Genomic DNA, 11,916 nt, shown 5'->3' with positions numbered 1-11,916 from the left:
TGACATGCCCACAACGCCGTGCTGATCCCTGATTCGCATCCGACACGCGGCGGCGGCGCACGGCGAGTCCATGAGACGAGACGTCGCCCGGTGTTTTGCGGCGCGGACAGAAACCGGTGGATAGCGGCAAGGAGATGGCCGCATTAACCATTCGTTAACTATAACTACTGCAAGTTGTCTTTATATAACTGACTCGCGAAGGGCTGGATTGCAATGGCACTGCGCGGTTTCCGAAGGCCCTTTGCGGCCAGCGAAAATGTTCTGGGATTTCCGAGACAGCCTGCCCCAAGCCCGGGTGCTCAGGCTCTCGATCTGGTCTATCAGGCCGCGGATATGTTCCGCAGCATCGAGGACCGGGCCCGCGCCAGCGAAGCCCGCGCCGAGGCCGCCGAGCAGGCTCAGCTGGAAATCATCAATGCCACCGAGCGCAAGCTGCGCGACGCTTCCAGAGCTCTGGAGGAAGCCCGGAGACGGATCGAGGCTCAGCAGGAACAGCTCGAGGCGCTCGAATTCCGCGCCCAGGTCGCCGAAGCCGAGGCGCGTGAAGCCAGGCAGTCGCTTGCACTGGTCGAGGACGCAATCCGCAGGCGGCTGCTGCTCACCGCCGACCAGATCGACAATGGCGGTTCGGCCGTCGCCTGACGGTCAGCTTTCGCTGCTGATCCTTGCGCTGACTTCGACCATCAGGACGGCGCCTTGCACGTCCCGCACGTATACTTTCACGGTCGTATCGCCCTGCTCAAAGCTGTCCTTGGTGACATCGCACGCGGTGCGCCGCGCGTGACGTTCTGCGGAGCGTTCGTCGGCGAGCTCGATGCCGTCCTCGTCCCGAAGAACCCGACCATCCTCGTGAAGGTCAAAAAAGAATTTCGGCACGGGCTGCTTTCTAGGACACTGGAGTTTGATGGAGATAATGCGGGTCGAACTGCCCGAGTTCCTCCAGCTTCGGCTGGTTGAGCAGATGGAAGGCGGATCGCTCGACCTCGATCAATCCCTCGCGCCGGAGTTCCTGCAGCACCCTGTTGACGTGCACCGTCGACATCGCCAGGCAATCGGCCAATTCCGCCTGCGTGATCGGCAACCGGAACGCGCCGTCCGACGCCCGGCCGATCACCTCGAGGCGGCGGCGAAGCTCCGAGAGCAGGTGCGCCATCCGCGCCAGCCCGGTGCGGCGTCCGACGTTGACGATCCACTCCCTGAAGATCGCGGCGTCGATCAGCGTCTCTCGCCACAACGCCGCCGCCACATTGGGACGCGCGCTGTTCAATCGCTTCAGCGCCTCATGCGGAATGAACCCCAGCGTGCAGGAGGTCAGCGTGACGAGATCGTGATCCATGATCCGCAGGTGAAGACTTTGCAGATCGGGAATCTCGCCGGGAACGTGCAGCGACAGGATCTGTCTTTGTCCGTCGAATGTCGTCTTGGCCCGGAACATGAAGCCCTCGACCACGAGGCAGCATTGCGTCGGCCTTTCCCCGTCGTGCACGACGATTTCACGCGGGCCGGTCATGCGGCGCTCGATCGATAGGTTCCGGATCGCTTCGACGTCCTTGCCGTCGAGCTTGTTGGATACCGTTATCTTCCTCAGCAACGCATCCGACAGACTGCCAGCCATCATCCTGTTTCCTGAAATTCGAGCCAGGAAGGGCCGAGATGGGCGGTCCAGCGTTTGCGGGCGGACGATCGACGCCATCTGTCCGGCCATTGCCTAAAGGTCATCGTCGGGCGATGTGAGGCAATCCGCGAATACCGGCGGCGTTCCCGATCGGGTATCGCCCTGCAACGGCAATACCTTGGCGGGCGAGCCCTGCTTCACTGGCGAGTCCATGGGCGAGGAACAATGCGGCCCGATCGATGTTGGCCCGCATGCCCCGCTATTTCTTCAATCTGGCCGGCCAGTTTCCCGCTCGCGACATGGTTGGCCATGCGTGCACCGACGATGAAGAGGCCAAGGCTCACGGCAGTTTCATCGCACACCGGATCGGCACCGAGAAACCGGAGATGGTGCGCGAGGAGAATTTCATTTCGGTCAGGAATGAGGCCGGCAAGGAAATCTTCCAGATCGCCCTCGCATCGACGACGGTCTAAGCCGCGACGCCGAACCGTTCGCGACGATCATGAGGCCAGAACGAGCGGCTGATATCTCGACCGGTAGGCGTCGATCGCAGCGTTCGACAGCAGCAGCCGGCGCCGCTCGCCTTTGGCCATCATCTCGTCGATCGTATGCAGCAGAAAATGCGCCGCGTCCTGTGCGTCTCCGAGATCTCCTGATTGCAGGAGGACGGAAAAGGCGATCTCAAGAGATTGTGCGCGCAGCTCGCTGTCGGTCATGCGCCTTCAACGTATCCGCAAGACCGCCGTTCCTATGTCGGAAGCTGCAGGCGTGCCGAACCGAAACTGCAACGCAGCATCGGGCTCCATCGCATGGCCCCGGCAGCTGTTCCAGCTTCAGGGGGCCGCAATCATGCGGCCTGCCCTGTTCACTGTCCCGGCTCGGGTTCAGCGGTAGTATTGCTGCCGCGCGAAGGCGTATTGCGGGTTGATATCGCAATAGGCATCGGTGCCCGACGCCGTCACCGCGCACTGTTCATAGGTCGCGAACTGGCAATTTCCGGGATAGCCCCAGATGCGCCCCTGCAGGCAGTAGCGATCGTTCGGTGCGTACACGTAGGCGCGCTCATGATGATGGTGCCGAGGGCCGGCGGACGCAGCCGAACCGGCCGCAACCGAGATTGCAGTGGCGGACAACATGATGAGAAGCAGGCGGCTCATGGTCGAATCCTCAAGTTTAGTTCCTGTTCAACGTACTAACAGATACTGTGTTCGATCGAGCCGGGTTCGCGTTCACAACTGCGACACAATATCCGGTGTGCGACCGCAACCTACCGGCAGGCATGCCGCCGACCGTCGCGGGCGAGGTAGGTGCCCGACGCGGGATCGAAGGAGTGGTAGCGGGCACAGCCGGGCGATGCCGCCGGCGGCACGGCGCCATAGGCGTCAGCCGGATTGCCGCGCTGCGCAGCCCGGGCCTCGCCCCAGGGCGTCAGGGCGCCGCCATCGATTGCGCTCCGTCCGGGATTCTGTGCATCAAAAGTCGCCGGCTCCGAAATCTGGGCGACGGCCGGCACAAGCGTCACTCCCACCAGCAGCGCAGCGGCTGCAACAGCCTTGAAGCCGGCCATATGATGTCTCCGGTGCATCAATTGAAAATGATCCGGGAACGGCAGCGCCGGCCCTGCACGCGCTTGATTTAGTGGCGGTTCAGTTCGGCTCACAGGGGCCGCGCAGGTCACGATGCTGCGAGGCGGCATCCCCGCGCAGCACAACAGGTGACGCCAATGACGGCTCTCTGTGCGCCTGTCAGTGGTTATGCACGTCCGGCCGCGGATCGGAGACGAAGCCGTCGCGGTTCGGCATCCTGATCGCCGCGAGCGATTTGGCATCGAGCACCGCATTGTCGGGGACGACGCCGTTGAGACTGAGCACATAGGCCGACACCGCGTAGACGTCGTCATCGCTGAGCGACTGCGGCGCATTCTGCGGCATGGCCCGCCTGATATAGTCGAACAGCGTCGGCGCATAGGGCCAGTAGCTGCCGACGGTGCGGATCGGCTTGGGGCTCGCCAGCGTGCCCTGCCCGCCGACCAGCCGGTCGCCAACCCCGCCCTGCCCCTTGTCGCCGTGACATGCCGCACATTGCTCGGCGAACACGATGCGGCCGCGCACGACACTGCCGCTGCCGGCCGGCAGGTTGGCGCCGTCGCGCCCGATGTCGATATTCCAGCCGGCGATCTCCGCCGGAGTCGCCGGCCGCCCGATGCCGTAGCGCTCCTCGGCCTGCGCCCCGGCGCCGAGCAGCGCGATCGCGCCGGCCAGCAGCGCTGCCTCGAGATCAAGCCTGCGCATTGCTCACCTCGCCATTCGCATCGATCCGCCACGGCCAGATCGCGTTGTTGTGGTAGAAGGAATTGAGACCGCGCACCGCCACCAGTTCGGCGAGCGTCGGCTGCACATAGCCGGTCTCGTCGGTGGCGCGGCTCTGGATCACGGCGGGGCTGCCGTCCCAGCGCCATGGCAAGCGGAAGCGCGTCAATGCCCGCGTCAGCACGGGCTCCTGCAATTCGGCGTCCTGCCAGCTCTTGCCGTCATCGACCGAGACTTCGACACGCTTGATCTTGCCGTGGCCGCTCCAGGCGAGCCCCGTGATCTCGCAAAAGCCCCTCGCGCTCAAGCGCTGGCCGCCCGAGGGGCGCGTGATGATCGACTTGGCTTCCATGTAGAAGGTGAATTCCCGCGCGGTGCCGTCGGGCATCGGGTCGGTGTATTTCGAGGTCTCCTCGCGCGAATAGGCCGGCTCGGCCACCACCTTGAGCCGGCGCAGCCACTTCACGTTCATGTTGCCTTCGAAGCCGGGCAGCAACAGCCGCAGCGGATAGCCTTGCTGCGGCCGCAGCCGCTCGCCGTTCTGGCTGTAGACCAGCATGGCGTCGTCGAGGCATTTCTCGATCGGAATGCTGCGCGTCAGCGCCGCGGCATCGGCGCCCTCGGCGACGATCCATTTGGCGCCCGCCTGCAGGCCGGCTTCATCAAGCACGGTCTTCAGCGGCACGCCGGTCCATTCGGCGCAGCTGACGAGACCGACAAGGTCCGAGGCGGTCTTGCCATAGGGTTTGGTATAGACCGGATTGCCGGAGCATTCGATGAAATGGATCCGCGACTGCGACGGGAAACGACGGATATCCTCCATCGTGAACAGCAGCGGACGGTCGACCATGCCGTGCAGCATCAGCCGGTGCTCGGCCGGATCGATGGTCGGCACGCCGCCATGATGGCGCTCGTAGAACAGGCCGTTCGGCGTGATAATGCCGTCGAGATCCTGCAGCGGCGTGCGGCCCGAGGCCGAGATGTACTGTTGCAGCGTCTTGGAGATGTTCTTGACGACGCCCTTCTCATGCACCGAGGGCGTACCGTAGGGCTGGCTGCCCATGGGATCGCCAGGTGCTTTCATCCATTCCGGCACATTGGGTGGAAGATTATTCCCGGATTCGGCAAGCGCGCGCGAACTTCCGAGCCCCGCCACCGCAGAGCCGCCGGCCAGCGCCGCACCCGCCTGAAGGAAATGCCTGCGAGACGCCTCCCGCACGCGCCTGTCCGTCTGTTCGCTCATCGACGTTTTCCTCTGGCATTCGTGTCGACGCAGCCTAGAGCATGATCCGGAAAACTGAAGCGGTTTTCGCTCGCGGCAAACGCGGAGCGCGTTGCGCGGAGATCATGCTGAGAAGCTGAGCCTGCCGACGATTGAGGCCGAGCAACGATCGCGTGCGCTGTGCCCGATCAACTGCCCGCGACGATAGGAGCACGCATGCAAGGCCAGTCGCCTTCACCGCAATCAACGCCGGATAGTCGTCGCCGCTGTGACCGCTCATATGCGCTCGCCGGGCAATTGGCTGGCCTGCTTCACCCAGGCGGCGAACTGCGCTTCATCGAATTCGTCGTGCTCATGAATATCGAGATAACGCGTATACTGATGTTTGGACTCGCCCGGCGGCACGGGTTGCAGCGACGTGCCGCGAAAGAACGCCACTTTGACGTAGCGCGCGAAGACGTGGAAGCTGAGAAACCAGCCCTGGCCTTCGAGGCCGTAGAATGGCGAGTTCCACTTCACCGCCTTGTGCACGTGGGGCACGGTGCGCACGATGAGCGCATCGAGGCTGCGCCCGACCTCGCGCTTCCAGCCCGGCATCGCAGCGATGTAGGCTTGCACGGGAGCGTCGCCATACCCCTTGGCAATCTGTGGATTGCCGCCGGAGAGAAGGCTCGGCTTTGAAGTGCTGCGCTTTACAGCGCTCTTGCTTGCGGTCTTCTTCGTACGCTTCGCCGGCGTCTTGGACGTCTTTCCTGCCATGGTGGCTATTCCCGTCGGTTCGCGCATCAGCGCTGCGCCGTGTCAGCCGCTCGAACCGGATCATATCCGTGATTGCCGTCATCGAGCGCGCGTGATCGCGGCGGCGTATCGACGTGATGTCGTGCTCTGCGGAATCGCAGCCGCTCTAGTTGTGGCCCGTCACCGGCGGCGTGCCGTGGGTGTGGAACGACTCTATGGTCTTCAGACCCCAGGCCTGGCCCTTCTTGCGCTCCTCCTCGGTCCAGACGATCGGCTTCCAGTCCGGCGCGAGGATCAGGCGCGCGCCGGCATTGGCGACCTCGACGCGGTTGCCGCCGGGCTCGTAGACGTAGAGGAAGAAAGTCTGCTGGATTGCGTGCTTGTGCGGCCCGGTCTCGATATGCACGCCATGCTCGAGGAAGATGTCGGCCGCGCGCAGGATCTCCTCGCGGCTGTCGAGCGCGTAGGTGACGTGATGGAAGCGGCCGGCCTTGCCGTAATGGTCGCGCGTATAGGCGAAATCGTAGCTCTTGTTCGACATCGTCATCCACATCGCAGCTTCGGTGCCGTCGTTCAGCACGATCTGCTCGGTGGTCCGGCAGCCCAGATAGTTTTCGAAGAACAGGCGGTTGGCCCTGATGTTGACCGCGAGGCAGTTGAGGTGGTCGAGCCGCCGGACATTGACGCCGCGCGCCGGAAAGCGCTGCGCCTGGTTCTTCAGCGCCGGTTTCAGCTCGCTCGGCGCCTCGTACCACTCGGTCTCGTAATAGAGCTCGATGACGTGACCGTCGGGATCGCGGCAGCGGAAGGCCGGCCCCTGCCCCATGTCGCCATCGACCCAGCCGATGTCGAAGCCGGAGCCTTTGAGCGCCGCGACACGGCGTTCGAGCGCCTGCGGACTGCGCGCCCGCAGCGCCATGTGCTCCATGCCCGATGTCTTCGACGCCGTCAGCTTCAGCGAATAGCGCTCGTAATCGTCCCAGCCGCGCAGATAGACCGACTCGCCGTTGCGGCCGCTGACCGTCATGCCCATGACGTCGACGAAGAAGGCCAGGCTCTCGTCCGGTTTCGGCGTCAACAGCTCCATGTGACCGAGATGGGCGAGATCGAAGATCGGTTCGGGCTGCATGAGGCGGTCTCCTGGCGCGGCAACGCCGCATCGGCGAGCTTCCCGGGCCGGCCAGCGGCGTCGCGCACATTTGTACTAGTGTACAAATGATTAGGTCTCGTCAACAAATTATTGGGTCGCGGCCCTGCGGGACAACGACGGCGGAGATCGTCAGGCGACCGAGGCCGCCCGCTCCCGCTCCGACGCCAGCAGCTTGCGGATCTCGGTGGCCGCCACCGGCCGGCTGAACAGATAGCCCTGCATCTCGGTACAGCCGAGAATGTGGAGCATGTTGCGCTGCTGCTCAGTCTCGACGCCCTCGGCCGTGGTCGTCATGTCGCTGGCGGCCGCGATGTTCACCACGGCCTGGACGATGGTCGACGAGGCCCCGGCGCCGCTGAGGTCCTCGATGAAGGCTCGATCGATCTTGATCTTGTCGAACGGGAAGCGCTGCAGATAGCTCAGCGAGGAATAGCCGGTGCCGAAATCGTCGAGCGCGATCCTCACCCCGAGCTCGCGCAACTGATGCAGCATGTCGAGCGCGGCATCGTCGTCGCGGATCAGCACGGCCTCGGTGATCTCGAGCTCGAGCCGCGAGGCCGCGAGCCCCGAAGCCGCGAGCGCCGCGGCGACGTTGAGCGCCAGAGTCTGGCTCTTGAACTGGATCGGGGACACGTTGACCGCGACATGAACGTGATCCGGCCAGTTCACCGCTTCACGGCAGGCTGTGTTGAGCACCCAGTGGCCGAGTTCGTTGATCAGGCCGGTTTCTTCGGCAACCGGGATGAAATCCGCGGGCGAGATGGTGCCGCGTTCGGGATGCCGCCATCTGAGCAGCGCCTCGCAGCAGCTGATCCGGTCGTGCTCGAGATGAAGCAGCGGCTGATAATGCAGCTCGAAGCCGCCATCGGCGATCGCCTGGCGCAGCTCCAGCTCGAGGCTGCGCCGCGCCTTGGCGCGTGCATCCATGCCGGGCTCGAAGAAGCGGTAGGTGCGGCGGCCGTCGCTCTTCGCCCCGTACAGCGCGAGGTCGGCGTTGCGCAGCAATTGATCGAGGTCGAGGCCGTCGCTGGGCGCCATTGCGATGCCGATGCTGGCATCCGTCGTGATCAGATGCCCGGTGCAGTCGACCGGCTGACGGATCTCCCGATAGATCGCGGCCAACAGCTGCATGGTCTCGGTCTGGCTCCGGATGCCGGTCTGGATCACGGCAAACTCGTCGCCGCCGAGCCGCGCCGCGACGTCGCTGCTCCCGACGCAGGAGCGCAGGCGATCGGCGATCACCCTCAGCAGCTCGTCGCCGATCTGGTGGCCGAGCGCGTCGTTGACGCTCTTGAATTCGTCGATGTCGATATACATCACGGCGACCTGCTCGCCGGGCCGGACCGCTTGCAGCGCCTGCTCCAGCCGGTCGCGGAACAGCACGCGATTGGGCAGCTCGGTCAGCGCATCGTAATGCGCCATGTGGGCGATCTTCTTCTCGGTGCGCGTGCGCTCGGTGATGTCCTCGATGGTCGCGACCCAGCCGCCTTCCTGCAGCGGCTTGTTGACGATCTCGATCGCGCGCCCGCCCGGCGCCTCCGTCAGCTGACGGGTGCCCCTGCCGAGACGGACGCTGCTGATGATGGCGTTGCAGAACGCGTCGACGTCGCCATCGAACGAGCCGGTCTCCTGACGGTGCGCGATCAGGCGCTGCATGGTGCAGCCCGGCTTGGCCACGTCGGACGAGAGCCCGAACATCTCGATATAGGTACGATTGCAGATGATGATCCGCGCCGACGCGTCGTAGAGCACGAGCCCCTGCGGAATATTGTTCACCGCCGTCGAGAGGTTGCGGCGTTCGACGGCCAGCCGCTCGTCCGAGACCTGATGGCGCTTCAGCAACAGCAGGATCATGACGGCGAGAACGACCACGGCCGCCATCAGCAGGCCTTCGCGCATGCTCAAGTTTGCCGTTGCGCTGCCGAGCAGGCTGCCCACCAACAGGCCCGCACAGAAGGCAAGCGCTTTGGTCGAGCCGATCTCGGCGCTCGCAGATGAGGCATTGCGGTGTTCGATGCTCACGCTGATCTCCCCGGGGGCGCGGCATCGTTACGCGGCACAAGTGGAAAGGGCGTTACGACTTGCAGTTAGCGATCGGTTACAAGATACCATGGTACAAGGTGCCACGATCGCGCTCAGCTCCGCGGACTTGGGACTGCCGACGGCTCTCCGCGGAGATGGTGAATCCGGCGTTAACGGAAACATCCGGAAACAACCGGCGCCTGTGCCGGAAAGCGACGAATTGGCCACCGAAGCACGCGAAGACGCAACGGTTCGCCGCATGATAGAAACAAATCGTCACTTGAAAGGTGTAGATTTAGCCGATCCGGAACTGCGCCGATTTAACGGTTTTTCCAACCCCGACCGGGCATATTGGTCCGGACATTTTCCAGTAGCGAGCCAGGCATCGACGTGACTTCCTTTGGACGTGTGATCTCCGTGCGCGGCTCGCAGGCCCGGGTGGGACTCCTGGCCGGCGGCCAGATGCCGCTTTCCGAAATGCGTGCCACCGTCGGCCGGTTCGTCAGCATCCGCTGCGCGAGCTCGGTCATCGTCGCCATGATCACCGAAGTATCGTGCGAGAACCTGCTGCCGTCGGACGAATACATCGCGACCGCCTCCGTCGACCTGCTCGGTGAAATCCTCGGCGGCGATCGCCCGAAATTCCAGCGCGGCGTCACCCACTATCCCACCATCGGCGACGCCACCGAGCTGATCACCAACCAGGAGCTGCGCACGGTCTATGCGCCGAGCGGTTCGGACCAGATCAATGTCGGCACGCTGCAACAGGATCGCTCGGTGATCGCCTATGTCGACATCGAGGAAATGCTCTCCAAGCATTTCGCGGTGCTCGGCTCGACCGGCGTCGGCAAATCCACCGGCGTGTCACTGCTGCTCAACGAGATCCTGAAGTCGCGGCCGAACCTGCGCATCTTCCTGCTCGACGTGCACAACGAATATGGCCGCTGCTTCGGCGAGCGCGCCCAGGTACTCAATCCGCGAAACCTGAAGCTGCCGTTCTGGCTGTTCAACTTCGAAGAGATCGTCGACGTGCTGTTCGGCGGCCGGCCGGGCGTGCCGGAAGAGCTCGACATCCTCGCCGAGGTGATCCCGATCGCCAAGGGCATCTACACCCAGTACCAGAACTCCGACCGCGTCGGCCTCGGGTTGAAGCGCGTCGATCCCAAGCAGATCGGCTACACCGTCGACACGCCGGTGCCCTATCGCCTGGTCGACCTGCTGTCGCTGATCGACGAGCGGATGGGCAAGCTGGAGAACCGCTCCTCGCGCATCATCTATCACAAGCTGATCTCGCGTATCGACGCGGTGCGCAACGACCCGCGCTATGCCTTCATGTTCGACAACGCCAATGTCGGCGGCGACACCATGGCCGAGGTGATCAGCCATCTGTTCCGCCTGCCCGCCAACGGCAAGCCGATGACCATCATGCAGCTCGCCGGCTTCCCGGCCGAAGTCGTCGATTCGGTGGTGTCGGTGTTGTGCCGGATGGCATTCGATTTCGGGCTGTGGAGCGACGGCGTCTCGCCGATGCTGTTCGTCTGCGAGGAAGCGCACCGCTACGCCTCGGCCGACCGCAACATCGGCTTCGGCCCGACCCGCAAGGCGGTGTCGCGCATCGCCAAGGAAGGCCGCAAATACGGCGTTTATCTCGGTCTCATCACCCAGCGTCCGGCCGAGCTCGACGCCACCATCATCTCCCAGTGCAACACGCTGTTCACGATGCGTCTTGCCAACGACCGCGACCAGGCGCTGCTGCGTTCCGCGGTCTCGGACGCCGCCGCCAATTTGCTGTCGTTCGTCCCCTCGCTCGGCACCCGCGAGGTGCTGGCGTTCGGCGAAGGCGTCGCGCTGCCGACGCGGCTGCGCTTCAAGGAAGTGCCGCCGCATCAACTGCCGCGCGGCGAGGCCACCATCGCGACGGTGCCCTCGGTCACCGCCGGCCATGACCTGCATTTCGTCAGCGCCGTGCTGGAACGCTGGCGCGGCGCCACCTCGCATCGCGACGTGCCCAACGATCCCGGCCTGAACGACCGCGGCTTCAACCCGCCACCGCCGCCGCGCACCATGGCACCGGCGGAAGCCCCGATGTTGCAGCCCTCGCTGGGGCTCGATCCGGATCGCTTCTCGCTGCTGAAGAAGCCGCTGCGCTGACATCCAATACGCCAGGGCGCTGCTGCGCCTTGCGCCCGATCCGTCATCCACTATGGTTCGTGCGACGCCGCATTTCTGCGGCATGCCGGAACCAGCTCATGACGCAGACTGCCGCAACCCGCTTCCCGACGCCCGCCCTCGACAAATTGCCCGAGGATATCCGCACCCGCATCCTGGAGGTGCAGGAGAAGTCCGGCTTCGTGCCGAACGTGTTCCTGACGCTGGCCTATCGTCCCGACGAGTTTCGCGCCTTCTTCGCCTATCACGACGCGCTGATGGAGAAGGAAAGCGGCCTTTCCAAAGCCGAGCGCGAGATGATCGTGGTGGCGACCAGCGCCGCCAACCAGTGCCAGTATTGCGTGATCGCCCACGGCGCGATTCTGCGGATCCGCGCCAAGAACCCGCTGATCGCCGACCAGATCGCGGTGAACTACCGCAAGGCCGACATCACGCCGCGGCAGCGCGCGATGCTCGACTTCGCGATGAAGGTGAGCCGCGCCGCCGAGGAGGTTTCGGAGGCCGATTTCGCTGTTGTCGCCGCCCACGGCTTCAGCAACGACGACGTCTGGGACATCGCCGCGGTCGCGGCCTTCTTCGCACTCTCGAACCGGCTGGCCAATGTCACCGGCATGCGGCCGAACGACGAGTTCTACATGCTCGGACGGCAGCCGAAATAGCGCGCTGCGCGCAAACCGGACAACCGCTCCGG

Annotated in this window: 14 protein-coding genes and 1 pseudogene; 5 read left to right on the top strand and 10 right to left on the bottom strand. The window is 64.4% G+C overall.

What is annotated here, in order from left to right; genetic code table 11:
• Positions 1-213 precede the first annotated feature (213 nt).
• Complete coding sequence (locus J6500_RS22150) at positions 214-642, top strand: hypothetical protein (protein ID WP_225714814.1); 429 nt, start codon at positions 214-216, stop codon at positions 640-642.
• Positions 643-645: 3 nt separating this feature from the next.
• Here the strand turns inward: J6500_RS22150 and J6500_RS22145 are convergent, their stop codons facing one another.
• On the bottom strand, positions 646-876 hold the full coding sequence (locus tag J6500_RS22145; RefSeq protein WP_225714813.1) for a DUF6894 family protein: 231 nt from the start codon (positions 874-876) through the stop codon (positions 646-648).
• A 10-nt stretch (positions 877-886) separates the two neighbouring features.
• Complete coding sequence (locus J6500_RS22140) at positions 887-1,705, bottom strand: Crp/Fnr family transcriptional regulator (protein ID WP_225714812.1); 819 nt, start codon at positions 1,703-1,705, stop codon at positions 887-889.
• Positions 1,706-1,866: 161 nt separating this feature from the next.
• On the opposite strand from J6500_RS22140, the gene J6500_RS22135 reads away from it, so the two are divergent.
• Positions 1,867-2,088: a DUF6894 family protein gene (locus J6500_RS22135; RefSeq protein WP_225714811.1), complete on the top strand. Its 222-nt coding sequence runs from the start codon at positions 1,867-1,869 to the stop codon at positions 2,086-2,088.
• Positions 2,089-2,115: 27 nt separating this feature from the next.
• Here J6500_RS22135 and J6500_RS22130 read toward each other — a convergent pair whose 3' ends face one another.
• The 8 genes and pseudogenes from J6500_RS22130 to J6500_RS22095 form a co-directional block, all read right to left on the bottom strand.
• Positions 2,116-2,331, bottom strand: coding sequence for a hypothetical protein (locus tag J6500_RS22130; protein WP_225714810.1), 216 nt, complete (start codon positions 2,329-2,331; stop codon positions 2,116-2,118).
• A 168-nt stretch (positions 2,332-2,499) separates the two neighbouring features.
• Entirely contained in the window at positions 2,500-2,772 is a 273-nt protein-coding gene (locus tag J6500_RS22125; protein WP_225714809.1) for a DUF3551 domain-containing protein, read from the bottom strand.
• A gap of 110 nt (positions 2,773-2,882) precedes the next feature.
• Positions 2,883-3,182 carry a BA14K family protein gene (locus J6500_RS22120; protein WP_225714808.1) on the bottom strand — a complete coding sequence of 100 codons (300 nt, stop codon included), beginning with the start codon at positions 3,180-3,182 and terminating at the stop codon, positions 2,883-2,885.
• A 178-nt stretch (positions 3,183-3,360) separates the two neighbouring features.
• Positions 3,361-3,906, bottom strand: a complete 546-nt coding sequence (locus J6500_RS22115; protein ID WP_225714807.1) for a c-type cytochrome — start codon at positions 3,904-3,906, stop codon at positions 3,361-3,363.
• A complete protein-coding gene (gene soxC / locus J6500_RS22110; protein WP_225714806.1) occupies positions 3,893-5,167 on the bottom strand; it encodes a sulfite dehydrogenase in 1,275 nt (424 codons plus the stop codon). Before soxC ends, J6500_RS22115 begins: the two co-directional genes overlap by 14 nt.
• A 255-nt stretch (positions 5,168-5,422) precedes the next feature.
• Positions 5,423-5,905, bottom strand: a complete 483-nt coding sequence (locus J6500_RS22105) for a DUF1801 domain-containing protein (protein ID WP_225714805.1) — start codon at positions 5,903-5,905, stop codon at positions 5,423-5,425.
• A 145-nt stretch (positions 5,906-6,050) separates the two neighbouring features.
• The gene (locus J6500_RS22100) at positions 6,051-7,013 is read right to left on the bottom strand and encodes a catechol 2,3-dioxygenase (RefSeq protein WP_225714804.1); all 963 of its coding nucleotides are present in this window, start codon (positions 7,011-7,013) and stop codon (positions 6,051-6,053) included.
• 150 nt (positions 7,014-7,163) lie between these two features.
• Positions 7,164-8,939, bottom strand: a pseudogene (locus J6500_RS22095) (putative bifunctional diguanylate cyclase/phosphodiesterase); the annotation flags it as partial.
• Between the two features lie 109 nt (positions 8,940-9,048).
• On the opposite strand from J6500_RS22095, the gene J6500_RS22090 reads away from it, so the two are divergent.
• From J6500_RS22090 to J6500_RS22080, 3 genes are all read left to right on the top strand, one after another.
• Complete coding sequence (locus tag J6500_RS22090; RefSeq protein ID WP_225714803.1) at positions 9,049-9,450, top strand: hypothetical protein; 402 nt, start codon at positions 9,049-9,051, stop codon at positions 9,448-9,450.
• Positions 9,447-11,207, top strand: coding sequence for an ATP-binding protein (locus tag J6500_RS22085; RefSeq protein ID WP_225714802.1), 1,761 nt, complete (start codon positions 9,447-9,449; stop codon positions 11,205-11,207). The genes J6500_RS22090 and J6500_RS22085 overlap by 4 nt, the downstream gene beginning before the upstream one ends.
• 98 nt (positions 11,208-11,305) lie before the next feature.
• The gene (locus tag J6500_RS22080; RefSeq protein WP_225714801.1) at positions 11,306-11,884 is read left to right on the top strand and encodes a peroxidase-related enzyme; all 579 of its coding nucleotides are present in this window, start codon (positions 11,306-11,308) and stop codon (positions 11,882-11,884) included.
• Positions 11,885-11,916: the final 32 nt, after the last annotated feature.

Source organism: Bradyrhizobium semiaridum (assembly GCF_020329505.1).
GTDB lineage: Bacteria > Pseudomonadota > Alphaproteobacteria > Rhizobiales > Xanthobacteraceae > Bradyrhizobium > Bradyrhizobium semiaridum.
The sequence above is the reverse complement of the archived record's forward strand: the minus strand, read 5'-3'. Positions and strand labels throughout refer to the sequence as shown.